Below are 25,371 nucleotides of genomic sequence, written 5' to 3' on the forward strand. Positions count from 1 at the left end.
CGTGCGACGACCCTAGGGCCTCTCGTCCGGATCATGCCGGGCTGCCTGATCCGAACGAAAGACCCTGGTGCCGGGGACGCGACCGCCGCCCGGAGCGTTTCCCCCACCCCGCGCAGCGGACGACGCGCGCCCCGCTACCCGAAGCCCAGCCGCGCCAGCGCCCCCGCCGCCTCGCGGTCCAGGAGGACGGCGGACGCGCAGCCGGCCGGCAGTCGGCCCGCCTCCGCGTCGGCGACCAGGCGGGAGACGGCCCGACGGTGGCGGGCGAAGGCGTAGCCCGACACGCCGCGGCCCCGCTCGCGCTGGCCCGCTCTCGCGACCTGGGGCGTCACGTCCAGCAGCACCAGGTGGAGGGAGGCCCCGCGCCGCCGTGTCTCACGGGCGAGCCAGCGCCGGACCCACGCCTGTGTGCCGCAGTCGTGCACGACGACGCTCTCGCCGGAGCGCAGGGCACGCCGCAGCCCGGCGTAGTGGGCGAGCCGCACCAGCGGGCGGTAGACGGCGTACGGCAGGAAGCGTGGGGCGAGGGCGTCCCAGCGGTCCCGGGTGTCCTGCGAGTCGATGCCGAGGCCCCTCGCCGCGCGCCGGATCAGCGTGGACTTGCCGCTGCCGGGCAGGCCGGAGACGACCACCACGTCACCGGCGCCGAAGAGCAGGCTGTGCGGGCCGCGCCCGGCCCGCTGCCGCAGGTCGCGCAGGACGGGCAGGGCGGTCGTGGCCGCTCCGGCCCGGGACGGGACGGCGGACATGCCCGGTGGCGCGGGCACCCCCGTGGTCGTGGCGTATGCACCGGTCGGCTGCAACGTCGTCCCCTCCCCGTGTCGGGTCATCCCACACCCTTGCCCATGAAGTGTAAAGAATTGGTAATACGGCTCAAGTGTTTTCAGGGCGGCCTCACGCTCCACTCTTCCCCGATGCGTGCAATGATGTGCGCGCCAACTCCATACCGGCCGCTTGAATCCACGCGGGAGAGTCCCTGCCACCTCTGTGGCGGGCGCCGAAGGAGCAAGTTCCTCCCTTGAATCTCTCAGGCCCCGTACCGCGTGCGATGAGGCAGATCTGAAAAGCGAGCCGCATTCGAGTGGCTCCACCCAAGGTGCAAGTCACGACTACCCGTACGCGTAGTCGGGGCGAACCTCTCAGGTTCCGATGACAGATGGGGAGGATTGTCCTCGCAGCCATGCCCTGGGAGCCACACCTATGAGCAACGCCCCCCGTCTGACCGCACTCGACGCCCTGCACAGGTCGCTGGGCGCGACCATGACCGATTTCGCCGGCTGGGACATGCCCCTGCGGTACGGCAGCGAGCGTGACGAGCACGTCGCCGTCCGCACCAAGGCCGGGCTGTTCGACCTGTCCCACATGGGTGAGATCACCGTCACCGGTCCGCGAGCCGTCGACCTGCTGAACCACGCACTGGTCGGCAACATCGGCACCATCGGCCTCGGCCGCGCCCGCTACACGATGATCTGCCAGGAGGACGGCGGCATCCTCGACGACCTGATCGTCTACCGCCTCGGCGAGGACGAGTACATGGTCGTCGCCAATGCCGGCAACGCCCAGATCGTGCTCGACGCCCTCACCGAGCGCGCCCAGGGCTTCGACGCCACCGTCCGTGACGACCGTGACGCGTACGCGCTGATCGCGGTTCAGGGCCCGGAGTCCCCCGGCATCCTGAAGTCGCTGACCGACGCCGACCTGGACGGCCTGAAGTACTACGCGGGCCTGCCGGGCACCGTGGCGGGCGTCCCGGCGCTGATCGCCCGCACCGGCTACACCGGCGAGGACGGCTTCGAACTGTTCGTCGAGCCGCAGCACGCCGAGAAGCTCTGGCAGGCGCTGACCGACGCGGGCGCGCCCGCCGGTCTGATCCCGTGCGGCCTGTCCTGCCGCGACACGCTGCGCCTGGAGGCGGGCATGCCGCTGTACGGGCACGAGCTGACCACGGCGCTCACCCCGTTCGACGCGGGTCTCGGCCGGGTGGTGAAGTTCGAGAAGGAGGGCGACTTCGTCGGCCGTGAGGCGCTCACGGCCGCCGCGGAGCGTGCCGAGTCGGCGCCGCCGCGCAAGCTCGTCGGGCTGATCGCGGAGGGCCGCCGGGTCCCCCGCGCCGGCATGTCGGTGGTCGCGGACGGCACGGTGATCGGCGAGGTCACCTCGGGCGCCCCGAGCCCCACCCTCGGCAAGCCGATCGCCATGGCCTATGTGGACGCGGCCCACGCCGCGCCGGGCACGCCGGGAGTCGGCGTCGACATCCGGGGCACCCACGAGCCGTACGAGGTCGTGGCGCTGCCGTTCTACAAGCGCCAGAAGTGATCCTCCGGGTGCCGGAAGTGATCGTCCGCACCCTCTTCCCGTTCACCAGCACTCCCCCGCGTACAGGAGAATTCAGGTCATGAGCAACCCCCAGCAGCTGCGCTACAGCAAGGAGCACGAGTGGCTGTCGGCCGCCGAGGACGGCGTGTCGACGGTCGGCATCACGGAGCACGCGGCCAACGCGCTCGGCGACGTGGTGTACGTCCAGCTCCCCGAGGTCGGTGACACGGTGACCGCGGGCGAGACCTGCGGCGAGCTGGAGTCCACCAAGTCGGTCAGCGACCTGTACTCCCCGGTCAGCGGTGAGGTCACCGAGGCCAACGAGGACGTCGTCAACGACCCGTCCCTGGTGAACTCCGCACCGTTCGAGGGCGGTTGGCTCTTCAAGGTGCGCGTCAGCGAGGAGCCGAAGGACCTGCTCTCCGCGGACGAGTACACCGATTTCGCCGGCTGACCAAAACCTTAGGGACCGAGTGATGTCGCTTCTCAACACCCCTCTCCACGAGCTGGACCCGGACGTCGCCGCCGCTGTCGACGCCGAGCTCCACCGTCAGCAGTCCACCCTCGAGATGATCGCCTCGGAGAACTTCGCTCCGGTCGCGGTCATGGAGGCACAGGGCTCCGTCCTCACCAACAAGTACGCCGAGGGCTACCCGGGCCGCCGCTACTACGGCGGCTGCGAGCACGTCGACGTGGTCGAGCAGATCGCGATCGACCGGATCAAGGCGCTGTTCGGCGCCGAGCACGCCAATGTGCAGCCCCACTCGGGCGCGCAGGCGAACGCGGCCGCGATGTTCGCGCTGCTGAAGCCGGGCGACACGATCATGGGCCTGAACCTGGCCCACGGCGGTCACCTCACCCACGGCATGAAGATCAACTTCTCCGGCAAGCTCTACAACGTGGTCGCGTACCACGTGGACGACGCCACCGGACAGGTCGACATGGCCGAGGTCGAGCGCCTCGCCAAGGAGTCCAAGCCGAAGCTGATCGTCGCCGGCTGGTCCGCGTACCCGCGCCAGCTGGACTTCGCGGCCTTCCGGCGGATCGCCGACGAGGTCGGCGCCTACCTCATGGTCGACATGGCGCACTTCGCCGGCCTGGTCGCCGCGGGTCTGCACCCCAACCCGGTGCCGCACGCCCACGTCGTCACCACGACCACGCACAAGACCCTCGGCGGTCCGCGCGGCGGCGTGATCCTCTCCACCGCAGAGCTCGCCAAGAAGATCAACTCCGCGGTCTTCCCCGGCCAGCAGGGCGGCCCGCTGGAGCACGTCATCGCGGCGAAGGCGGTCTCCTTCAAGGTCGCCGCCTCCGAGGACTTCAAGGAGCGCCAGCAGCGCACGCTGGACGGCGCCCGCATCCTCGCCGAGCGTCTGGTCCAGGCGGACGTGACCGAGCACGGCGTCTCCGTCCTGTCCGGCGGCACGGACGTGCACCTGGTCCTGGTGGACCTGCGCAACTCCGAGCTGGACGGTCAGCAGGCCGAGGACCGCCTCCACGAGGTCGGTATCACGGTCAACCGCAACGCCATCCCGAACGACCCGCGGCCGCCGATGGTCACCTCGGGTCTGCGGATCGGCACCCCGGCGCTGGCCACGCGCGGCTTCCAGGACGAGGACTTCCGCGAGGTCGCGGACATCATCGCCGAGGCGCTGAAGCCGTCGTACGACGTGCCGGCGCTGCGCGCCCGGGTGACGGCCCTGGCCGGGAAGCACCCGCTCTACCCTGGTCTGTGACGGATCTCCCGTAACCGACCCGAACAAAACAAAAGGGGCACCGCGCACACTGGACCGTGCGCGCGGTGCCCCGCACCACGTAAGCACCACGCACACGCAATGCCTCTGCGCCACCGCCACCCGTACAAGAGGCGCTGCGCGCCGCTGCACTACACGGCAGACAACGGCGTCTACCACCCCACAAGGAGTTCCCCGTGGCCATCTCGGTCTTCGACCTGTTCTCGATCGGCATCGGCCCGTCCAGCTCCCACACGGTGGGCCCGATGCGCGCCGCCCGGATGTTCGCCCGGCGCCTGAAGAACGAGGGCCTGCTCGCCCACACCGCGGCCATACGGGCCGAGCTGTTCGGATCACTGGGAGCGACCGGGCACGGCCACGGCACGCCCAAGGCCGTCCTGCTGGGCCTGGAGGGCAACTCTCCCCGGACGGTCGACGTCGAGAGCGCCGACGCGCAGGTCGAGCGGATCAAGGCGGACGGGCGGATCAACCTGCTCGGCGCCCACGAGATCGACTTCGACTTCGACGCGGACCTCGTCCTGCACCGCCGCAAGGCCCTGCCGTACCACGCCAACGGCATGACGGTCGTCGCCCGCGACGCCGAGGGCACGACGCTGCTGGAGAAGACGTACTACTCGGTCGGCGGCGGGTTCGTCGTCGACGAGACCGTACTTTCTCAGGAGGGGGCGGGCGACAACCCGATCGTCCCCGACGACACAGTCCTGAAATACCCCTTCCGCACGGGTGACGAGCTGCTGCGTCTCACCAAGGAGACCGGTCTGTCGATCTCGGCCCTGATGCTGGAGAACGAGAAGGCCTGGCGCACCGAGGACGAGATCCGCGAAGGGCTCCTGGAGATCTGGCGCGTCATGCAGGCGTGCGTCTCGCGCGGCATGTCCCGCGAGGGCATCCTGCCGGGCGGTCTCAAGGTCCGCCGGCGCGCCGCCACCACGGCCCGTAAGCTGCGCTCCGAGGGCGACCCGCAGGCTCTCGCCATGGAGTGGATCACGCTCTACGCCATGGCCGTGAACGAGGAGAACGCGGCCGGCGGCCGGGTCGTCACCGCCCCCACGAACGGCGCCGCGGGCATCATCCCGGCGGTCCTGCACTACTACATGAACTTCGTGCCCGGCGCCGACGAGAAGGGCATCGTCGACTTCCTGCTCGCCGCGGGTGCGATCGGCATGCTCTTCAAGGAGAACGCCTCGATCTCGGGCGCCGAGGTCGGCTGCCAGGGCGAGGTCGGCTCGGCCTGCTCGATGGCCGCGGGCGCGCTCGCCGAGGTGCTCAGCGGCTCCCCGGAGCAGGTCGAGAACGCCGCGGAGATCGGCATGGAGCACAACCTGGGCCTCACCTGCGACCCGGTCGGCGGCCTGGTCCAGATCCCGTGCATCGAGCGCAACGGCATGGCGGCGGTCAAGGCGGTCACGGCCGCGAAGATGGCGATGCGCGGCGACGGCAGCCACAAGGTGTCCCTGGACAAGGTCATCAAGACGATGAAGGACACCGGCGCCGACATGTCGGTCAAGTACAAGGAGACCGCGCGCGGCGGTCTCGCGGTGAACATCATCGAGTGCTGACCGGAGCGCGTCCGGACATGGGAAGGCCCCCGGCGCGTGCCGGGGGCCTTCCCATGTCCCGTGGGATCAGGCCTTGTTCAGGTGGGCCCAGAACTCGTCGAACGACAGGAGCTTGTCCTTGTCGGTGTCCTGTGCGGCGATCACGGCCTCGGCCACCGACTCGGTGACGTTCCAGTCACCCATCTGAGCCATGGCCGTCTTGTACTCGGCCGCAGTGATGAAGCCGTCGCCGTCCGCGTCGTAACGGTCGAACGCCTTGCGTGCTGACTCGATGTCCGCCACCGGTCCACCCCTTCTTGGTGCATTACTGACGGGGGTCAGATTATCGGCCTGCGTCGTCGATCATGGAGGCGAGGCCTGTACCCACGAACGGGGAGAGATGTGATGAGCGACGAACTGGGACGGATACTCGCCGCCGCGACCCAGGGGCAGTTCCCGCCCGCGGACGGCGGTGTGACCGTGGTGGACCGGCCCGGTGCCCGTGACGAGGGCGTGGTGGCCTTCACCGCGCACTCGGTCGTCTTCACGGCCGAGGACCCGGAGTGGATACGGGCCGAACTGGCCGCCACCGCCTCGGACCGGCTGGCCGCCACCATGAACCCGGGCTTCCTGGCCGCGCTGATGCGGCGCACCGGCCGATCGATGGACACCATCGATCTGGTGACGGTCGCGGAGGCACTGCCAGGGGAGCCCGGCGTCGAACTGCGGGAGATCCAGGACCGCGAACACCCCCGGGTGGTCGGCGCCCTGAAGCGCCGCGACGAGGTGCGGGTGTGGGCGGCGGACGGGGGGCTGCTCGTCCTGGGCCGGGGGCTGGCGGGCCGCTGGGAGGTGTCCCTCGAGGTCGACGAGGAGGCACGTGGCCGGGGCATCGGCCCCCGGCTCGCCGTCGCCGCCCGACATCTGGTGCCCGGGCCGGTGCTGTGGTCCCAGCAGTCCCCCGGCAACGCACGCAGTGTGCGGGCGTTCCAGCGGGCGGGTTTCCGGCCGGTCGCCTCCGAGGCGCTCCTCGCCGCGCGGTGACGCCGCGCGAGCGCCGCCCCGGGCCGGTCGGCCGGGGCGGCCCGAACCGACCCGAGGCACTACTCAGACCCGCAATGCTCAGTGAATCTCACCCTGACCGGGATAGTTATGCATGGAATGCCAGGCAAGTGGGTGGGATCACCTACGATTCATTGACGATATCCCCTGTCTAATACCTTTTGCCCGCTTATGGGATTTTGGAGATGAGGCGTCCGTCTGTCATAGTCGATGACACGACCCCCATTGACCCGGGCCAGGTCGACATCAGCGGCCGTGGATACACCCCCCGATCCACGGCGCTCCACACAGAAGCCCCCGAGTCGCCGCCATCGCGGCGTACGGGGGCTTCTGTGCGTCGCGGGCACGCCGGCGTCCGGCGCGCGGTCAGCGGTCGGCGACCCGCATCTCGAACCAGGTGGTCTTGCCGCGCGCCAGCAGGTCCACGCCCCAGCGGTCGGCGAGCTTGTCGACGAGGAACAGTCCTCGGCCGCTGGTGTCCATCTCGGCGACGGGCATCAGACAGGGCAGCCCACGGGACGGATCCCGCACCTCGATGCGGATCCAGCCGCGGCGGCGCAGCATCCTTAAACCGAACACCCGCGCTCCGGTGTGACGTACCGCGTTGCCGACGAGCTCGGAGACGAGCAGGACCGCGTACTCGCCGGTCTGCGCCGGCAGTGCCCACTGGCGCAGCACCACGCACTGGGTGAGCCGGCGGGCGGTGGCGGCGGACTCGGGCCGGGAGGGGAGGCGCACCTCCGCTTCGGTGGGGTTGCCGTACAACTCGACGGCCTGAAGCGCCTGTTCGTCGTCGGCGGCCGGTACCCACCGTGCGGCGGTCGCGCTGACGCGCTGCCGCGGTTGTCCCACACCCTCGAGGCCCGCCATGTCTCCATCATGGCCCCTGCCGTCCGTCCATGTGGCCGTTCCCGCGGAACGGAGTCCCTCGGTGCAGGACGGCCCGACGGGCTCGACTCGAAGCAGGACGGCCCGACCGGCTCGAACGGCATCCGGCCTCGGCGCCACAAGGCGCGGCCCACCCGCCTGAGCTTGGGCGAAGGCCACTCTCACGAGTGATGCCCGACCCATGGCTGCCGCCCGACGCCGGCGTGCCGGCCCTCCGCCCACCGCTACCAGGTGCGTGGTATCAGGCCATTTGTCATGCGGCGCCCTCCTGAGGGGCCCTCGATGGCCTGCGCCGTCTCCACGGTCCGGGTACGCATCCGGCCAATCCGCCACCTCGTGCGCCCCTGTGCTTCCGAAAGCCCCGTTCCCCGGACGATCGCGGGGGCACTCAGAGGAGGGGCGGATCAGGAGCGTCACGCCGGACAGGTGTGACGGGTATACCAAGGGTGGGAAATGATACGGGTGACCGTGGTGTACGAGGCCGGGCTGCTGCGGGCGGCGCTCGGGGAACTTCTGCGCTGTGGAGGCGAGTTCGATGTCTCCTCCGTCGCGCACTGGCCGCAGAGACCGACCCCCGGCGCTCCTGTGCCGGACGTGTACGTCATCGACGCCGAGTGTCTCGAGCCGGCCAGGGCCGCCGACCGGACGGCGGCCGGCAGGGGCGCCCTCGTGGCACTCGTCCCGGCGCAGCGACCAGGGGTGCTGCGAAGGGCCTATGAGGCCGGTGCCCTCGGGTTCGTCGACAAGGACGGCTCCAAGAGCCGATTACTCACAGCGGTGCGCCGCGCGGCGAAGGGCGAGCGGTTCGTGGACGAGGCACTCGCCGCCGGATTCCTGGCGGCTGCGGAAATGCCCCTCACCCGGCGGGAGTTGAGCGTGCTGGCGCTGGCCGCCAAGGGACAGCCGATCGCCGAGGTCGCCGCGTCGTTGCACCTGTCCCAGGGGACGGTCCGGAACTACATGGCGAGCGTCATCCGCAAGGTGGGGGCCCGCAACCGGGTGGACGCGATCCGCATAGCGCAGGGGGCCGGCTGGACCTGATCCGGGTCTGCGGACCGGCCGCTGCGGCTCGTACACGGACGCGGCCGCTCACGGCGCGCCGGCCGTGTCAGCGGCCCGTGCCGTGCCAGTGCCCCACCAGGTCCCGGTACAGAGCGGAACGCACGAGCAACTCCTCGTGCGTTCCGCACCGGGCGTCTGTGCCGTCGAGGGCGAGGACGCGGTCCGCCCGGAGCGCCGACGACAGCCGGTGGGCCACCACCACCAGGGTCCCCGGCCGGGCAGCGAGAGCCCGCTCCGCCACCGCCTCGGTCGAGGGATCGAGATGGGACGTCGCCTCGTCGAGCAGCAGCACGGGCGCCGGGGAGAGGTGGGCACGGCCGAGGGCGATCAGCTGCCGCTCGCCCTGGGAGAGGGTCCGCGGTGCCAGCGTCGCGTCCAGACCGCCCACCCTGGCCACGAGCGGCTCCAGCTCCAGCGCCCGCACGGTCTCCTCCACGGCGGCTCGCGGAGCCTGCGGCCGCAGGTAGCACAGGTTGTCCCGGAGCGTGCCGGTGAACACGTACGCGTCTTGGGGCAGAAGGGTGCGCAGTCCCGTCAGGTCCGTGGGCGGCGCCGGCACGAGGGGCTGCCCGGCCAGCCGCACCGCCCCCTCGGAGGGTGCCAGCGTGCCCGCCACCACCTGGAGCAGTGTCGACTTGCCGATGCCGCTCGGCCCGACCACCGCGAGGTGCTCCCCCTCGGCGACGGACAGGTCCAGCCCGTCCAGGACGGGACGCGACCGCGCCCCGAAGGAGAGCCGGACGCCCCGCAGTTCCACCGCCGCCCGCCCGGTCAGGGGACCCGGCCCGGAGCCTGGGGCGGGTGGGGCGACGGCCGTGTCCGGGTACGGCTCGGTGAGCCGGCCCAGGACCACGAGCAGCCGGGCGCCCGCGGCGCCCAGCACCGTCATCAGCGAATGCAGGGCGGGAAGCAGCGCCTGGAGCAGATAGGTGAGGGCGCCCGCCAGCGCTCCCGCCGAGACCCCTTGCCCCAGCAGCCACGGCGTACAGACCAGGAGGAGGAGGACCGGCAGCTGACCGGCCACCGCCACGGCGAGCGTGCGCACGGCCGCCCAGCGGGCCATCGACCGTGCCGCGGCGGCGGCCTCGCCGACGTCGAGCCGACCCCGTGCGGCGGCCGCGTCCTGCGTGCCGCAGGCGACGATGTCGCGCAGGGCCGTCCGTACGCCCTGCGCATGCCGGCCGATCGCCTCGTCGGCGTCGAGGTAGCGGTGCTGGGCGCGGGCCATCGGCAGCAGCGACATGACGAACAGCGCGACTCCCAACAGCAGCGGCGGCAGCACGATCAGCAGGAACTGCGGTGCCAGTGACAGCAGGCCGACGACGGCCCCCGCGGCGACGAAGACGAAGGAGCGCGCGGTGAGCACAAGCCCCGCGAAGCTGTCCCGGGCGATCTCCGTCTGGCTGGTCAGCCGGGAGACGGCGGTGCCGTCGACCGAGCCGCCGGGGGCGGTGGCCTTGCGCAGCGCGTGCATCACCGCGCGGCGGACCAGAGCGTCGCGCAGCGGCTCCGTCAGGTCGGCGAGCAGGGCGAAGACCCCGCGGGTGACGGGGGCGCCGAGCAGAATCACCCCGGCCGCCAGCACCAGCCAGAGCAGACCCGTCACGGTGTCCGCCCGCAAGAAGCCGTCGTCGAGTGCTCTGGCGACCCCGTAACCACCGAGGAACGTCTGCACGGACTCGGCGGCGGACAGCGCCATGAGCCCGAACATGGTCCGCTTCCTGCCCAGGAGGAAACGCCGGGCCGGTGCCGCCAGGCGGCGGGCGGCCACCCGGTCGGTGACGGCGGGGCCGTGACCGGGCCGGGCGGCGTTCCGGCTCATCGCCCGGCCTCCCGGCCGCGGCGTGCGACCGGGGCGGCGGGCGGGCACCCGGTCGGTGAGGGCGGGGCCGCACCCGTGGCACGTGTCGGCTCCCGCGCAGGCACGCGGACCGCCTCGGCGGGCGGATCCGGCGCCGACGGAGGGCTCCCCGCTGTCGACGGGACGGGGGTGGCCGACTGTTCCGGCACAGGCCCGGGGGTGAACACCGCACGGTAGTCCGGGTCCCGCCACAGCGCGTCGTGCGGCGCGACGCGTCGGACGCGGCCCGCCTCCAGCCAGATCACCAGGTCGGCCCGGGCGGCGGTGGACACCCTGTGCGCGACGACCAGCCGGGTGCCGGTGAACGAGGCACGCGACAGCGCGAGTTCCACCTGCCGTTCCGTGGCGGTGTCGAGGCTGGAGGTCGCGTCGTCCAGGATCGTCAGACGCCCTCGCCGTACGAAGGCCCTGGCCAGCCCGAGGCGTTGCCGCTCACCTCCGGACAACGGCGCCTGGTCCAGCGGTGTCTCGTACCCCTGGGGCAGCAGGCGTACGAAGTCGTCGGCGTGCGCGAGGGCCGCGGCGTGCCGGACCTGCTCCCCGCTCGCGGGGACTCCGGCCGCCACGGCCTCGGCGACCGTGCCGCCGGGGAACTCCGGCCGGGCGAAGGCGTAGGCGACGCAGGCGCGAAGGTCGCGCCTGACCACCCGGGACAGCGGTACGCCGTCGAGGAGCACCTGTCCCGCGTCCGGATCCTCGAGCCGGCCGGCGACGGCGGCGAGGCTGGACTTGCCGGAGCCGGACCGGCCCACCACGGCGGCCGTCGCGCCTCCGGGCACCTTCAGCGTCACGTCCGTGAGCAACGGCACGCCGCCGCGCACCACACCGACTCCTCTGAGCTCCAGGGTGCCGGTTCCGTCGGCCGGCAGGACGTCGCCGCCGTGGGGCATCGGCTCCAGGTCCGCGAGCTCGGCCGTGCGACGGGCCGCGCTGCGGGCCCGCACGAGCGCGCCGAGCGGGGAAGCGACCCCGCCGACGCCCGCTGCGAGCGCCGCGTAACGCGAGGCTGCCATCAGTTCCCCCACGCTCAGGGCGCCTTGGGAGACGCGGACCCCGCCCACGGCGAGGACCGCGGTGACGAGCAGCGGCAGCAGCACGCCGCTGTGTGCCACGGCACGGCCGTGGACGGTCCACATACGCCGTCCGTGCAGGGCCAGTTCGTCGAGCGGGGCGAGGACGCGCCGCGCCTCGCGGCCGACGGTGCCTGCCGCGGCGACCGTACGGGCGCCCTCCAGGGCCTCCGCCAGCCGGGCGGCGATGTCGGCCTGCACCCGCTGGTAGCGGCCGACACTGTCGGACGAGTGACGGGCGAAGGCACGCAGCAGCAGAAGCAGCAGCGGAACACCGGCCAGGAACACGGCAGCGGTCCACGGATCGATGAGCGCGAGGGCCACGAGAGCGCCCGCGGGGGCGAGCAGGGAGGAAACGATGGTGGCGAGCGCCGCGGGCGCGGCGCCGCTGTCCGCCGCGTTCACACACAGCCGGGCGGCGACGTCACCGGAAGAGTACGCGTCCGCCTTCCCGATCGGACTGCCGAGCAGCCCCGTCAACGCCCGGATCCGTACCCAGGCGGTGGCGCGGGCGTTCGCAAGTTGGCTCAGCAGGACGCGTGCTGCCTCCAGGAGGACCTCACCCGCCAGCAGCACGGCGCTCAGCGCGAGCCATGGCCCAGCCCCTGGGCGTCGGTCCAGCATCAGGTCCAGCGCGTGCCCGATGACGGCCGGTACCGCGAGCGCGCACCCGGCGGCGGCCGTCGAACAGAGGCCGAGGACCGCGGTGGTGAACCAGGTGCGCCGCACCGTGCCGCGCAGGAGTGCGTCTCCTCCGCTCACCGGCGCCGTACGGCCGTTCTCCCGCCGGCCCTCGCCTTCGGGCTTCGCGGCCAGCTGCCCCTGGTCACGCCGTTCCTCGTCACGCTGCCGCCTGTCCCGCATCCGCTCGGCCCGTTCCAGCTCGTCACCTCTCTCCGCCATCCGGCGCTCGTCCCGGCTCTCTTTGCGAAAGACGCACCCCGAGGCCGCTCCGGGGCGCGGCCGGGCAGAACCGTCCGCCGCCGCGGGCCCGGCGTTCCGGACGCCGCGGCGCCCCCGGAGATGTGCTCCGGGGGCGCCGGGACTCCGCCGCGACTCCCGCCGCTCGCGGAGCCGCGCCGGATCAGTTGCAGGTGGTCACACTGAGGCTGCTGTCACCGCACAGCAGCAGACTGGCGCGGCTGCCGGTCTCGACGTCGCCGATGGCCTCTTCCTTCGGGGTCTCCATCGACTGCAGGTCGAGCAGGGTCATGATCTTTTCCTCTCTGTCGGGGACGGTGCTACTGACGACCCCGTGACGGGGCCGGTTCTTGGGGGTGCCGCAGCGGCGGCAGGAACGGCAGCTGCGCCGGGCGGTCGCCGAGCGCCGCCGCCAGTGCCAGCAGGCAGCCGGCCGTGCCGGTGGACAGGTCCATCGACAGCCGCATCATCTGCTCACCGGGAAAGGCCAGCCGGCCTTCGTAGGACATGGCGTGCCAGGCCAGCGAGCGGATCTGACGGCGTACGTCCTCCGCTGTGGTGCCGGGGCCGCCCGTGGTGGTGCGCGCGAGGTGCAGGACCATGCCGGCGGCACCGCGGAAGAGGCCGGGCTGTGCGTAGAACGTGGCCTGCGCCGCCCGGACGATCTCGCGGCGTGCCTGGTCGAAGGTGTCGTCGCGGCGGTGGGCCGCGTAGTCGTCGAGCACCATGCCGATGCCGACGCTGCCCGCTCCCAGGTAGGGCATCGTGCGCCAGCCCTCGTCCACCTGGAGGGTGCCCGCGGCACCGTGCACGCAACGGGACAGGTCGTCGCTCAGCGCCTCGGCGGCGAGGTCGAGCAGCGCGGTGTTCCCGGTGCGTTCGTGCAGCCGCACGAAGAGCAGCGCCCGGCCCGCGGACCCGTGCAGCAGCCCGGTGCGCCGTGGGCTCCGCCCGGTCCCGGCGTCCGCGGGGACCGGGCGGGCCGTCAGGTCCGCGCAGCGGAGGGCGGCGTCGTGCAGGGCCGTCTCCCCGGTGGCGGCAGCCAGTGCGTCGAAGGCGAGGCCGATTCCGGCCGTGCCGCTGTGCAGGTCGGGCGAGAGCGCCGACCAGTCCTGTTCGAGAATCCGATGGGCGAGTTCCAGGGCAGGGTCCGTGTGTCCCAGCCGGTGAAGGGTCCAGGCGATGCCGGCGAGGCCGTCGTAGAACCCGAGCGGAGTGCCCGAGCCGGGTGCCTTGGCATGGCGCAGCAGCCACTCCTCGGCGGCGGGGCAGGCCGGGGAGCCGCTCTCGTGGAGCGCGTAGAGCACTCCGGCGGCACCGTGGCCGAAGCCCGCCCCGCCGCCCGCGGTCGCGAACTGCGCGATGTCGCCGGGGAAGTACCGGTCCTCGCGCTCCGGGGTCGCCGACGCGAGGATCGCCTCGGCCATCGAGTCGCGGCTGCGGGGCCAGTCGTCGGGTTCCACGGGGAGGAACCGGACGGGTCGTCCCGCCGGCGCGTGGAGCGGCCCGGCGGCCGGGTCGCGGCCGATCTCCCGTACGGCCTCGTCGAGGAAGTCGCGGGGCACCGGGAAGTGCCGTGCCGCGAGGTCGGCCAGGTGCGCCGCCTTCTCCCGGTCGACGGCGAGCAGGCTGGTGAGCGGCAGGAACAGCGCGATCCGCAGGCAGGCCAGCGCGTAGCGGTCGACATCGGTGCCGCGCCGGTCGGCGGGTGCGACGAACGCCGGGTGGGCGACGATCTGCCGGCCGCGCTCCTCAACGGGGCGTGCCGCTTCGAAGTCGAGCAGGACGACGGACTCCTCGTCCTCGTCGACCATGATGTTGAACAGGTGCAGGTCGTTGAAGACCACTCCGCGCGCGTGGACGTCGGAGACCGCCCGTTCGACCAGGCCGTGCATCCGCATCGCCCACCGCGTGTACTCCTCCAGCCGTTCGGGCGAGGGGTCCGCGTCGATCAGCGGGTGCCTGCGGGCGAAGAAGGAGTTGAGCGGCCGGCCCGCCACATGCTCCAGTGCGAGGAAGTGGTGCTCGCCCAGCACGAAGCGGTCCACGACCTCCGGCGTGCAGGCGAGCCCCGACAACTGCCGCAGTGCCCGGTGTTCCCGGTCCAGGCGGGTGACCGCGTCGGCGCCGTCGGCGGCGAGGCCGGCGTACGGGCGGGCCTCCTTGAGCACGACCCGCCTGCCGGTGGCCTTGTGGTGTGCCTCGTAGACGCCGCCGCCGTTGGAGAAGTGCAGCGCCTTGTCGACGGTGTACGGCAGGTCGGTGACGGCCACCGCGCCACGGGCCTCGAGATGGGGCCGCAGATAGTCCGGCGGGGTGATCCATTCGGGTATGCGGAACACCGGTTCGCGCGGATCGGGCACGAGCGCGCCGGCACCGTTCTCGATCGCGGGGCGCAGTTCGCCGTGCTCGTCGTAGCAGTGGCGGCGGGTGAAGCTCCCGTAGCGCAGGTGCACCGGTCCCGCGCCCCAGCGCAGGTCGCTGAGGATGTACGGACCGGGCTCGCCGTCGAGGAGCGCGGCGAGGTCGGCCGCGATCCGGCCGCACCGGGCGTCGTCCGCCGGGTAGACCGTGATGAACTTGCCGCTCGCCGCCCGGTCGGCGTACTTGGCGTTGCGCTGGTGCAGCAGGTAGCGGCTCGGGACGAACTTGAACGCCACCTCGTGCGCCAGGCAGTACGCCCGGACCTTGGCGAGCACCGACTCCGCGTTGCCGAGAGAGGCGGAGACATGGATCTTCCAGCCCTGGGACGGCAGCGCCTGGTCGACGGGCCTCAGGGCGAGCCAGTCTCCGGTGCGGTGGCTGAGCCAGCCCTCGGGGACCGGCAGCCGTGCCGCCTCGTACAGGGAGCCGTGAGAAGTCTCCGCCGCGGACTCAAGGCGGTGCGGCGCGTCGTAGAAGCGCCGGTCGGCGTCGCAGAAGACCGCGTACCCCTTGTTCACGCGCACTCCCTCGGTCGGTGACAGGAGTGACGTTGTCACGCGCCGCCAGGCGCCCGACAGTCACCGCTGTCACCTTCCGGACGTGCGGTACGCACAGGTAACCAGGGCCGGACGGGGCGGGCCTGGGCGAGCCCACGGCCCCGGCACGGAACCGGGGCCCGAGTCCGACCGGGACGGTCAGAGGAACTTGGCCTTGCCCGGACCTTCCTCGACGAAGCTGCGCATGCCGCGCTCCCGGTCCTCCGTGGCGAACAGGCCCGCGAACCAGTTGCGTTCCACCGCGAGCCCGGTCTCGATGTCCGTCTCGAGCCCGGCGTCCACCGACTCCTTCGCCGCGCGCAGCGCCAGCGCGGGTCCCTTGGCCAGTGCCGAGGCCCATACGTGCGCCTGCTCGTACACCTCGGCGGCGGGGACGACACGGTCCACCATGCCGAGGGAGAGCGCCTCTTCCGCCTTGACCATGCGGCCCGTGAAGATCAGGTCCTTGGCGCGGGAGGGGCCGATCAGCCGGGACAGCCGCTGGGTACCGCCCGCGCCCGGGATGAGGCCCAGCAGGATCTCCGGCTGGCCGAGCTTGGCGTTGTCGCCGGCGATCCGGTAGTCGGCGCAGAGCGCGAGTTCACAGCCGCCGCCGAGGGCGTAGCCGGTGACGGCCGCGACGACGGGCTTCGGGATACGGGCCACGGCGGTGAAGGACTCCTGCAGGGCCCGGGAGCGCACGACCATCGCCGCGTGGTCCATGGCCTGCATCTCCTTGATGTCCGCGCCCGCCGCGAACACCTTCTCGCCGCCGTAGAGGATCACGGCCCGCACGTCGTCGCGGCGGCCGGCCTCCTCGGCGAGCTCGCGCAGCCGGTCCTGGACGGCGATGTCGAGGGCGTTCATCGGGGGCGGTCGAGCCTGATGGTGCCGACGCCTTCGGAGACTTCCAGTGAAACGGTCATGCAGCAGAGGTTAGTGCGCGTTAACGCGTCGGGGCCCGGTGCTGTTGCTCACAGCACCGGGCCCCGAGTCGCGTCCTACTCGGTCCACTCGGACCAGGACATGTTCCAGCCGTTGAGGCCGTTGTCCGGAGCGATCTGCTTGTCCTTGGAGTTCTTCACGATCACCACATCGCCGATGATCGAGTTGTTGAAGAACCAGGCCGACGGGGTGTTCTTGTCGTACGCGCCGCGCACGTCCCGCAGCCCGATGCACCCGTGGCTGACGTTCGCCGAGCCGAACGTCCCGGCCGAGGCCCAGTAGTTGCCGTGGACGAAGGTGCCCGACGTGGACAGCCGCATCGCGTGCGGCACGTCCTTGATGTCGTACTCGCCGCCGAAGCCCACGGTGGCGCCGTTCATCCGGGTCACCTTGTACTTCTCGCTGATGACCATCTGACCGTTGTAGGTGGTGGTCGACGGCGCGCCGGCGGTGATCGGGATGTTCTTGATCTCCTTGCCGTCGCGCACGATCTTCATGGTCTTGGCGCTCGCGTCGACGGTGGAGACCTGACTGCGGCCGATGGTGAACGAGAAGGTCTTGGCCTGCTTGCCGTACACGCCGGGGCGGCCTTCGACACCGTCCAGATTGAGCTTCACGGTGACCTTCGTGCCCGCGGCCCAGTACTTCTCGGGACGGAAGTCGAGGCGGTCGTTGCCGAACCAGTGTCCCTCGATCGGCACGGACGGCTCCGCGGTCACCGTGACGGCCTTCTCGACCGCCGCCGGGTCGGTGATGCCACGGGTGAAGTTGATGGAGACCGGCATGCCGACGCCGACGGTGGACCCGTCCTCGGGCGTGTAGTGGCCGATGAAGGTGTTCTTGGGCACCAGCGTGGTGAAGGTGGTGTCCTTGGCCGACTCGCGGCCGTCCGCGTCCTCGGCGACGGCGTGCACCTTGTACTTGGTGGCGGCCGCCAGGTGCTGCAGCGGCTGCCAGCCGGCGCCGTCCGCGGCGATCCGGCCCTCGATCCTCGTGCCCTTGTCGTCCTGCACGGTGACCGTCGTCAGCTTGCCCTTGGCCGCGGTCACCTTCAGGGCGCCCATGGTCGCGACCGCGTCCGCGCCGTCCTTCGGCGAGATGGTGACCACCGCCTGGGACGCCGCGTTCTCGACCTTGCCGCTGCCGTCCTTGCCGCCCGGGTCCTTGTCACCGCCCTTGGCGGAGCTTCCGCCTCCGCAGGCGGTCAGAACCAGCATCGCCCCCATGACCAGACCGGACAGCACGGCGCCCCCGCGCCCGCGTCCGGCTCTGGCCGATGCCCCCGATATCGGCTGCCCGTTCACAGTCGTGTACTCCCCTCGCACGGCCTGGCACCGCCACGGCCCCCACCCCGCGCGCCTCACGCACGCACGGCGATAGATAATCACACCGCAGGTCGTCAAATGTGCCCCCGAATGTCACCGTTCGGTCCCAAGTCGTCCATCGGACCGTGCGGGGGGCCGCCTACGGGCGGGCGAGAGGGTTCTGCCCGGTCAGCGCAGTGCCGAACCCGCCTTCCAACGCTGCCAGTCCAGGTTCCAGCCGCCGAGGCCGTTGTCCGGCGCGACCGTCCTGTCCTTGGACCCCACGACCTCCACCACGTCCCCGATCAGGGTCCGGTCGAAGAACCAGCCCGCCGGGGAGGCGCTGCTGCCGCCCTTGTCGTCCCTGAGCCCCACGCAGCCGTGCGAGACGTTCTCGGAGCCGAAGACGTCGGCGGGGGTCCAGTAGTTGCCGTGCAGGAAGGTTCCGGAGGTGGTCAGCCGGATGGCGTGCGGCACGTCCTTGATGTCGTACTCGCTCTTGCCGTCCTTCTTCGTGAAGCCGACGGTCGCGCCGTTCATCCGGGTCACGTCGTACATCTCGGTGACCACCATCTTGCCGTTGTACGTCGTGTACTTGGGCGCGCCGGCGGTGATCGGGACGGTCGCCAGGACCTCCCCGTCACGCACCACCTTCATGGTGTGCTCCGCCGCGTCGACCCGGGACACCTGGGACCGGCCGATCCTGAAGGAGACGGTCCTGTCCTGGATGCCGTACACGCCGGGCGCCGCCTCGACGTCCCGCAGCCGCATGTCGACGGTGACCTCGGTGCCCGGATCCCAGTACGTGCGGGGGCGGAAGTCGAGCCGCTCCTTGCCGAACCAGTGACCGACGACCTCCACCGGCGGCTGCGAGCTCACCCGGATCGCGCGCTCCACGGCGGCCCGGTTCTCGACCTTCCGGTTGAAGGCGAAGGACACGATCATCCCGGTGCCCACGGTCGAACGGTTCTCCGGCTTGAAGTAGCCGATGAACCGGCTGTTCGGGACCAGGGTCGTGAACGTCGTGTGGCGGGCGGAGCGCCGGCCGTGGGCGTCCAGCGCCACCACGTCCACGCTGTACTTGGCGGCGAGCTTCAGCCGGGTGCCCTTCTCGGGCGCCCAGCGCAGCCTGTCCCCCGAGATCCGCCCCTCGACCACGGTCTTCGTGGCGTCCTCGATCCGGGTGACCTCCACCCGCTCCAGCCGCCCGCTGGGCAGCCGCACCTCCACCGTGTCGTCGGGGTGCACCTCCTTCGCGCCGTCCTCGGGCGTGACCCGGATGGTTTCCTTGTTCGCCCGCGGTTTGTCGCCGATGCCCGGCATCCCGCCGGAGCAGCCGGCGAGGCCCGCGATCAGTCCTGCCCCTGCCAGGGCGACCGCGGCCCTGTGCCCTGCCCACTTCAGTACATGTCTCACGTACCGGTCAACGACGACCACCCGGCGGGGGCAACGTGAACGGCGGGCGATGTTGGGACGGGGGCGGCGCGGGAAGAAATGTGACAGGACCACGCGTGGGGTGCCGCGGCCGGGACGCCGCGGGCAGTGCTCCTTGCGGGACCTGCCGCCCGGGAGCATCTCGAGCGGGGGCCCGACGAGCCGCGGGAGGCCGGCAGGTGTCGAGCGCAGCCGAGCAGGAGACGGTGCGGGAGAAGGTGCCGGGCGAGCCGCCAGGCACCCGTTCGGCGGTGGCCGGCCCGGCCGCACGCCGTTCGAGGACGGATGCCCGGGAGACGGACGCGGGCTCCCGCAGACCACCCGTGTGGCCGGGGGCGCCGACGCCCCTGGGTGCGCGGTTCCGGGTGGGGCCCGACGGGGTGGCGGGGACCAACTTCGCGCTGTGGGCGGGCGGGGCGGAGGGGGTGGAGCTCTGCCTCTTCGACGAGCGGGGTGCGGAGACCCGGCTGCCGCTCACCGAACTGACCCACGAGATCTGGCACGGTTTCGTGCCCGGCGTGGGGCCCGGCACCCGGTACGGATACCGGGTGCACGGCCGCTGGGACCCCTGGACGGGAGCCCGGTGGAATCCGGCGAAACTGCTGCTCGACCCGTACGCGCGGGCCGTCGACGCGGGCGCCGGCAACGACTACGGCGCCTTGCCCCCTGAGGTCTACGGGCATGTGCGCGACTGGCCGGAGCAGCATGTCGCCGACACCGTCCGCGACGACCGGGACTCGGCCCCGTTCGTCCCCAAGGGGGTGGTCGTCCACGACGACCCCGGTGGCGACGAGTGGATGGACGACCGCAGGCCCAAGACGCCGTGGGCCGACTCCGTCATCTACGAACTGCACGTGCGGGGATTCACCCGGCTGCACCCCGGCATCCCCGAGGAACTGCGGGGCACGTACGCGGGGCTCGCCCACCCGGCGGCGATCGAGCACCTGGTGGGTCTCGGTGTGACGGCGGTCGAACTGCTGCCGGTCCACCAGTTCGCACACGAGGACCATCTGCTGCGCCGCGGGCTGCGCAACTACTGGGGCTACAACTCGATCGGGTACTTCGCCCCGCACGCGGCCTACGCGGCCACCGGCACCGCCGGTCAACAGGTCGGCGAGTTCAAGCGGATGGTGCGCGCCCTGCATGCCGCGGGGATCGAGGTCATCCTCGACGTGGTCTACAACCACACGGCGGAGGCCGGCGAGCTCGGGCCGATGCTGTCCCTGCGGGGGATCGACAACCGCGGCTACTACCGTCTCCAGGCGGACGCCCGCAGATACGCGGATTACACGGGGTGCGGCAACACACTGCATGTGGTGCAGCCCCATGTGCTGCGGCTGATCACCGATTCGCTGCGGTACTGGGTGACCGAGATGGGCGTCGACGGCTTCCGTTTCGACCTGGCCGCGGCGCTGGCCCGCTCGATGCACGACGTCGACATGCTGTCCCCCTTTCTCGCCGTCATCGCGCAGGACCCGGTGCTGCGCCGGGTGAAGCTGATCGCCGAACCGTGGGACGTGGGCAACGGCGGCTACCAGGTGGGGGCGTTCCCGCCGCTGTGGACGGAGTGGAACGACCGCTACCGGGACTCCGTGCGCGACTTCTGGCGCGGCGCGCTGCACGACGTGCGTGACCTCGGCTACCGGCTGTCCGGCTCCAGCGACCTGTACGCCTGGGGCGGCAGGCGACCGTACGCGTCCATCAACTTCATCACCGCCCACGACGGTTTCACCCTGCGCGACCTGGTCAGCTACGAGCGCAAGCACAACGAGGCCAACGGCGAGGGCAACCGGGACGGCACCGACGACAACCGCTCCTGGAACTGCGGTGCCGAGGGCGAGACCGACGATCCCGCCGTGCTCGCACTGCGCGGCCGGCAGCTTCGCAACCTGCTGACCACCCTGCTGGTGTCCACGGGCGTACCCATGCTGGTCGCCGGCGACGAGATGGGCCGCACCCAGGGCGGCAGCAACAACGCCTACTGCCAGGACAACGAGGTCAGCTGGGTGGACTGGTCGCTGCTCGAGCAGCGAGGGCCCGCCGGTCTGCTGCAGCTCACGCGGCGGCTGCTGGCGCTGCGGCACAGCCATCCGGTGCTGCGCAGACGTGCTTTCTTCTCCGGTCGGCCGCAGGCCGCCGACGGATTGCGGGACCTTGCCTGGTTCACGCCGCACGGCGACGAGATGACCGAGGAGGACTGGTACGCGCCGTCCGCCACCCTCGCCCTCTACCTCTCCGGCCGGGACATCCCCGGGCGTGACGCGCGCGGGTGCCAGGTGACGGACGACAGCTTCCTGACGGTGCTGCACGCGGCGGCGGAGCCGGTGGATTTCCGGCTGCCGGGGCCGCCGTGGGCGGCGGCGTACGAACTGGTCCTGGACACCTCGCTGGAGGACCAGAGCACGGCCCCGGGCACCGTGCACGAAGGCGGTCGCGTGGTGCGGGTACCGGGGAGGTCGGTGCTGCTGCTGCGGGTGCGGACCTGACGCGCCGCCGGGCCGGTGGGGCGGCCCGGCGTTCAGCCGAGGATGCCGCGTTCGTAGGCCAGGGCCACCGCCGCGGCGCGGTCCTTGGCGCCGAGCTTGCCGAAGACATGGGTGAGGTGGGTCTTCACCGTGGCCTCACTGATGAAAAGTTCGCGGGCGATCGCGCGGTTGGAGGTGCCCTTGGCGACGAGCTCCAGCACCTCCCGTTCGCGCGCCGACAGACCTTCGCCGCCGGGCGGCGGCGGGGTGCGGACATGCGAGACGAGGCGTGAGGCGACCGCCGGGGACAGGACCGTACGACCCTCGGCGGCGGCCCGTACCGCCGTGAACAGCTCCTCGCGGGGCGCGTCCTTGAGGAGGTAACCGGTCGCACCGGCCTCGATCGCGGGCAGCGTGTCGGAGTCCGTGTCGTACGTGGTGAGGACGAGGACCCTCGAGCGGACGCCGCGGCGGGCCAGATCGGCGATGGCCGCCACTCCCCCGCCGCCGGGCATGCGCAGGTCCATCAGGACCACGTCGGGGTCGAGGCGGGTGGCGAGTTCGACGCCCGCGGGGCCGTCGGCGGCCTCACCGAGGACCTGGAAGCCGGCCGCGGACTCGAACATGCCGCGCAGGCCGTCCCGTACGACAGGATGATCGTCGACGACGATCAGGGTGACGGCGTGCTCGTCGACAGGGTGTTCAGTCATGGCGGACCAACGGTACGCGAGCGGACACCGCCGTGCCCTGGCCCGGCTCCGATTCGAGGGCCACGGTGCCCGCGATCCGCTCGGCGCGCGCCCGCATGCCGTCGAGACCGAAGCCGCCGGAGCCGGAACGCGGCGCGACGGCGAGGGGGTCGAAGCCCCGGCCGTCGTCGCGGACGTCGAGGGTGACCTCGTCACCCATGTAGGACAAGGTGACGCCTGCACGTGCGGCGCCCGCGTGCCGGGCGGTGTTGGCGAGCGCCTCCTCCGCGATCCGCAGCAGGGTGGCGGCGACCTCGTCGTGCAGATGCTCCTCCGTGCCGGTGACCGTGAAGCGGGCCTGCACGCCGGTACGCCGCGACCAGTCGGCGACGGTCTTCTCCAGGGCCTCGGGAAGGGTGGCGTGCTCGAGGGCCGCCGGACCCAGGTTCTGCACGGAGCGGCGGGCCTCGCCGAGGCTGTGACGGGCCAGGGCGCAGGCCCGGCTGAGATGTTCGCCGGCGACGTCCCGGTCGTCGGTGGACGTGACGACCTGGAGCTGGGTGATGATGCCGGCCAGGCCCTGGGCGATGGTGTCGTGGATCTCGGCGGCGAGCCGGCCGCGTTCGTCGGCGATGCCCGCTTCACGTGCCTGGACGAGGAGTTGGGCGTGCAGGCCGGCGTTCTCCTCGAGGGCCTGCTCCAGGCGGGCGTTGGCGAGCTCCAGCGCCTGGATGGTGGCCAGACGTTCCTTGGCCCGCTCGGCCTCCTGGACGCCGAAGCGGGCGAAGAGCAGGCAGAGGGAGGCGTTGAGGACGTACAGGCCGCCGAAGAGGACCCACTGGAGCGCGGAGGCGGGCGGAAGGCCACCGGCTTGGGAGCCCGCCATGGTCACGGCGGTGGCCAGCAGCCCCGCGTACGCCCTGCGGCCGGGCAGCAGATGGCCGGAGTCGAAGTAGCCGAGAACGGCGTAGACGGAGAAGAGCGGATTCAGCCAGGCGAGGCCGAAGGCGAGGACGGTCCGCAGGGCGTAGTAGATCTGCCCGGCCCTGGCGTACTCCTCCTGGTCCGGCCGGCGCACGCCCCACCACACCTGGAGCGCGAGGGCGGCGAGGGCCAGTACGCCCGCGGCGCGCATCTCCGTACCGTCCATGAAGTCGCCGGCGACGGCACCGGCGATCACGGTGGCGAGCCCAAGGAGGGCGTAGGGGCCGTAGCGGTAGAACTGTGCCCAGCGCTCCTCGATCGGAACGGCCGTTCGAGGTCTCTGTACCGCGTCGGACAGCCTCATGCGCCAAGTGTCCCCCACACCGGCCACGGTGATCACTCCCAGCGGAACCAGCGGACGGCCGCGGCGGTGAGCAGCACGGCCCACAGCCCGGTCACGCCGAGGTCCGTCCAGGCGGGCCAACTGCCCGCCGCCGCCCGGTCCAGAGCCTGCGACGCCGCGCCCAGCGGCGTGAACTCCACGATGCTCCGGAGTGTGCCGGGCATGGTCTGGACGGGCAGCCACACGCCCGAGGTGAACATCGAGGGAAAGAAGATCACCGATCCGACGGCGGTGGCGATCTTCTGGTTACGGGACACGGCACAGACCGTCGCGCCCAGCGCCAGGGCGCTCGCGGTCGTCAGCACCATGGCGAGCACATAGCCGGCGGGCTGCCCCGGCAGGGCGACGCCGAACGCGATGCGGCCGACCGCCAGGGCCAGTACGGCGGACGCGACAGCCGCCGCTCCGTGCAGGGCGAGCTGGGCGGACAGCAGCACGAAGGGCCGGACCGGGGTGGTCGACATCCGTCGCAGGATGCCGCGTTCGCGGTAGCCGGCGAGGACGGGCGGCATGGCCTGCAGCCCGGCCATGATCACGGCGAGCAGCACGGCGACCGGGACGTAGAGGTCGATGACGCGGCGGCCGCCGATGTCCTCGGACGCCTCCCGGAAGGACGGGATCAGGCCGAGGATCGTCATGAGCAGCGTCGGGAAGAGAAGGATCCAGAACAGCGATCCGGGTTCCCGGGAGAAGAGGCGGGCCTCGGTCCGCAGCACGGCGGCCCACGCCGGGACGCGTGCGGGTGCCGGGGCCGTGCCGGGGGCGGGAGCGGCGGTGGTCATCAGAGCTTCTCCTCCGTGAGGTCGAGGAACGCGTCGTCCAGGGAGGTCTCGGAGACACGGAGCTGACGGGCGGTGATGCCGAGCCTGGCCAGCAGGGAGATCACGGCGGTGACCGTCTCGTCGGTGCCGTGGACGACGATCCGGCCGTCGGTGGTGGTGACGGAGGCGGCCTGCGGAAGCGCGGCCAGTTCCCACTCGTCGAGCGGGCCGGAGGGGGTGAAGGAGATGACGGTCGACGCGGCGGACCGGCCGATCAGCCCGGCGGGGGTGTCGAGCGCGGCGACCCTGCCCTTGTCGATGACCGCGATCCGGTCGCAGAGGCGCTGTGCCTCCTCCATGAAGTGGGTGACCAGCAGGACGGTGACGCCGGAGTCCCGCACCTCCTCGATCAGTTGCCAGGTGTCCCGGCGGGCCCGCGGGTCGAGTCCGGTGGTCAGCTCGTCGAGGACGACGACCCGCGGGCTGCCGATCAGGGCCAGCGCGATGAACAGGCGCTGCTTCTGTCCGCCGGAGAGCTTCGCGAAGCGGTCGCCGAGCTTGGGTCCCAGGCCGAGCCGCTCGGCGAGCGGCCGCCAGTCGGCCGGCCGCTCGTAGAAGGACGAGTACAGCTCCAGTGCCTCGCGCACGGTGAGCTTGGGCTGGAGCTCGCTCTCCTGGAGCTGCGCGCCGAGCAGCCGGGTGACCTTCTCGTGGTCGGTCACCGGATCGAGACCGGCGACCCTGACCGTGCCCGAGTCGGGGATCCTGAGGCCTTCCACGCATTCGACGGTGGTGGTCTTCCCGGCGCCGTTCGGACCGAGGATCCCGAAGATCTCACCCTCCTCGACGCCGAAGCTCACCCCGTCGACCACGGGCCGGCCACCGTAGGCCTTGTGCAGGCCGTTCACTCGGACTATCTCCATGGGCACGAGGCTCCCGCGCGGCCGGTGGCCGGCACATCGCCCATCACGCTCGAGCCGGCATCGGCCGATCGGTTGATACGGGCCTACGACT

At 71.8% G+C, this 25,371-nt stretch carries 20 protein-coding genes, 1 pseudogene and 1 riboswitch; of the genes and pseudogenes, 7 read left to right on the forward strand and 14 right to left on the reverse strand.

What is annotated here, in order from left to right; all coding sequences use genetic code 11:
• Positions 1 to 134: 134 nt before the first annotated feature.
• Positions 135 to 830 carry an AAA family ATPase gene (locus GLX30_RS11365; protein ID WP_159686876.1) on the reverse strand — a complete coding sequence of 232 codons (696 nt, stop codon included), beginning with the start codon at positions 828 to 830 and terminating at the stop codon, positions 135 to 137.
• Positions 831 to 955: 125 nt separating this feature from the next.
• Positions 956 to 1,052, forward strand: a riboswitch (glycine riboswitch).
• A 148-nt stretch (positions 1,053 to 1,200) separates the two neighbouring features.
• Between GLX30_RS11365 and gcvT the strand changes: the two genes are divergently transcribed.
• From gcvT to GLX30_RS11385, 4 genes are all read left to right on the forward strand, one after another.
• A complete protein-coding gene (gene gcvT, locus GLX30_RS11370; protein WP_159686880.1) occupies positions 1,201 to 2,316 on the forward strand; it encodes a glycine cleavage system aminomethyltransferase GcvT in 1,116 nt (371 codons plus the stop codon).
• A 79-nt stretch (positions 2,317 to 2,395) separates the two neighbouring features.
• Positions 2,396 to 2,770, forward strand: a complete 375-nt coding sequence (gcvH, locus tag GLX30_RS11375; RefSeq protein ID WP_159686883.1) for a glycine cleavage system protein GcvH — start codon at positions 2,396 to 2,398, stop codon at positions 2,768 to 2,770.
• 22 nt (positions 2,771 to 2,792) lie between these two features.
• The gene (gene glyA / locus GLX30_RS11380) at positions 2,793 to 4,052 is read left to right on the forward strand and encodes a serine hydroxymethyltransferase (protein WP_159686887.1); all 1,260 of its coding nucleotides are present in this window, start codon (positions 2,793 to 2,795) and stop codon (positions 4,050 to 4,052) included.
• Positions 4,053 to 4,246: 194 nt separating this feature from the next.
• Complete coding sequence (locus GLX30_RS11385) at positions 4,247 to 5,629, forward strand: L-serine ammonia-lyase (RefSeq protein ID WP_159686891.1); 1,383 nt, start codon at positions 4,247 to 4,249, stop codon at positions 5,627 to 5,629.
• Positions 5,630 to 5,695: 66 nt separating this feature from the next.
• Here GLX30_RS11385 and GLX30_RS11390 read toward each other — a convergent pair whose 3' ends face one another.
• On the reverse strand, positions 5,696 to 5,911 hold the full coding sequence (locus GLX30_RS11390; protein ID WP_005311639.1) for an EF-hand domain-containing protein: 216 nt from the start codon (positions 5,909 to 5,911) through the stop codon (positions 5,696 to 5,698).
• Positions 5,912 to 6,013: 102 nt separating this feature from the next.
• On the opposite strand from GLX30_RS11390, the gene GLX30_RS11395 reads away from it, so the two are divergent.
• The gene (locus GLX30_RS11395) at positions 6,014 to 6,652 is read left to right on the forward strand and encodes a GNAT family N-acetyltransferase (protein WP_159686895.1); all 639 of its coding nucleotides are present in this window, start codon (positions 6,014 to 6,016) and stop codon (positions 6,650 to 6,652) included.
• A gap of 384 nt (positions 6,653 to 7,036) precedes the next feature.
• On the opposite strand, the gene GLX30_RS11400 is transcribed toward GLX30_RS11395, so the two are convergent.
• On the reverse strand, positions 7,037 to 7,540 hold the full coding sequence (locus tag GLX30_RS11400; protein WP_159686897.1) for an ATP-binding protein: 504 nt from the start codon (positions 7,538 to 7,540) through the stop codon (positions 7,037 to 7,039).
• Positions 7,541 to 8,011: 471 nt separating this feature from the next.
• On the opposite strand from GLX30_RS11400, the gene GLX30_RS11405 reads away from it, so the two are divergent.
• On the forward strand, positions 8,012 to 8,599 hold the full coding sequence (locus GLX30_RS11405) for a DNA-binding response regulator (RefSeq protein WP_159686900.1): 588 nt from the start codon (positions 8,012 to 8,014) through the stop codon (positions 8,597 to 8,599).
• Between the two features lie 67 nt (positions 8,600 to 8,666).
• On the opposite strand, the gene GLX30_RS11410 is transcribed toward GLX30_RS11405, so the two are convergent.
• The 7 genes and pseudogenes from GLX30_RS11410 to GLX30_RS11440 all read right to left on the reverse strand — a co-directional run bounded on the left by GLX30_RS11410 (position 8,667) and on the right by GLX30_RS11440 (position 19,097).
• Positions 8,667 to 10,442 carry an ABC transporter ATP-binding protein gene (locus tag GLX30_RS11410; RefSeq protein WP_159686902.1) on the reverse strand — a complete coding sequence of 592 codons (1,776 nt, stop codon included), beginning with the start codon at positions 10,440 to 10,442 and terminating at the stop codon, positions 8,667 to 8,669.
• Positions 10,439 to 12,454 carry an ABC transporter ATP-binding protein gene (locus tag GLX30_RS11415; protein WP_244258108.1) on the reverse strand — a complete coding sequence of 672 codons (2,016 nt, stop codon included), beginning with the start codon at positions 12,452 to 12,454 and terminating at the stop codon, positions 10,439 to 10,441. The genes GLX30_RS11410 and GLX30_RS11415 overlap by 4 nt, the downstream gene beginning before the upstream one ends.
• A 181-nt stretch (positions 12,455 to 12,635) precedes the next feature.
• Entirely contained in the window at positions 12,636 to 12,764 is a 129-nt protein-coding gene (locus tag GLX30_RS11420) for a SapB/AmfS family lanthipeptide (protein WP_053556909.1), read from the reverse strand.
• A gap of 28 nt (positions 12,765 to 12,792) precedes the next feature.
• A complete protein-coding gene (gene lanKC / locus GLX30_RS11425) occupies positions 12,793 to 15,414 on the reverse strand; it encodes a class III lanthionine synthetase LanKC (RefSeq protein WP_159686905.1) in 2,622 nt (873 codons plus the stop codon).
• A gap of 177 nt (positions 15,415 to 15,591) precedes the next feature.
• A pseudogene (locus GLX30_RS11430) lies at positions 15,592 to 16,358 on the reverse strand (enoyl-CoA hydratase-related protein).
• A 75-nt stretch (positions 16,359 to 16,433) separates the two neighbouring features.
• Entirely contained in the window at positions 16,434 to 17,681 is a 1,248-nt protein-coding gene (locus GLX30_RS11435) for an Ig-like domain-containing protein (RefSeq protein WP_159686907.1), read from the reverse strand.
• A gap of 189 nt (positions 17,682 to 17,870) precedes the next feature.
• Positions 17,871 to 19,097 carry an Ig-like domain-containing protein gene (locus GLX30_RS11440; protein WP_159686910.1) on the reverse strand — a complete coding sequence of 409 codons (1,227 nt, stop codon included), beginning with the start codon at positions 19,095 to 19,097 and terminating at the stop codon, positions 17,871 to 17,873.
• Positions 19,098 to 19,294: 197 nt separating this feature from the next.
• Here GLX30_RS11440 and glgX point away from each other — a divergent pair, with 197 nt between their 5' ends.
• Entirely contained in the window at positions 19,295 to 21,601 is a 2,307-nt protein-coding gene (gene glgX / locus GLX30_RS11445; RefSeq protein ID WP_159686913.1) for a glycogen debranching protein GlgX, read from the forward strand.
• A gap of 32 nt (positions 21,602 to 21,633) precedes the next feature.
• Here glgX and GLX30_RS11450 read toward each other — a convergent pair whose 3' ends face one another.
• The 4 genes from GLX30_RS11450 to GLX30_RS11465 are packed head-to-tail and all read right to left on the reverse strand — an operon-like array spanning position 21,634 to position 25,280.
• Positions 21,634 to 22,290, reverse strand: coding sequence for a response regulator transcription factor (locus tag GLX30_RS11450; protein WP_159686916.1), 657 nt, complete (start codon positions 22,288 to 22,290; stop codon positions 21,634 to 21,636).
• Positions 22,283 to 23,557, reverse strand: coding sequence for a sensor histidine kinase (locus GLX30_RS11455; protein WP_159686919.1), 1,275 nt, complete (start codon positions 23,555 to 23,557; stop codon positions 22,283 to 22,285). The genes GLX30_RS11450 and GLX30_RS11455 overlap by 8 nt, the downstream gene beginning before the upstream one ends.
• Before the next feature lie 32 nt (positions 23,558 to 23,589).
• Entirely contained in the window at positions 23,590 to 24,378 is a 789-nt protein-coding gene (locus GLX30_RS11460; protein ID WP_159686922.1) for an ABC transporter permease, read from the reverse strand.
• A complete protein-coding gene (locus GLX30_RS11465) occupies positions 24,378 to 25,280 on the reverse strand; it encodes an ABC transporter ATP-binding protein (RefSeq protein WP_159686925.1) in 903 nt (300 codons plus the stop codon). Before GLX30_RS11465 ends, GLX30_RS11460 begins: the two co-directional genes overlap by 1 nt.
• Between the last annotated feature and the right edge of the window lie 91 nt (positions 25,281 to 25,371).

Origin of the sequence: Streptomyces sp. Tu 2975 (genome assembly GCF_009832925.1) — a bacterium.
GTDB lineage: Bacteria > Actinomycetota > Actinomycetes > Streptomycetales > Streptomycetaceae > Streptomyces.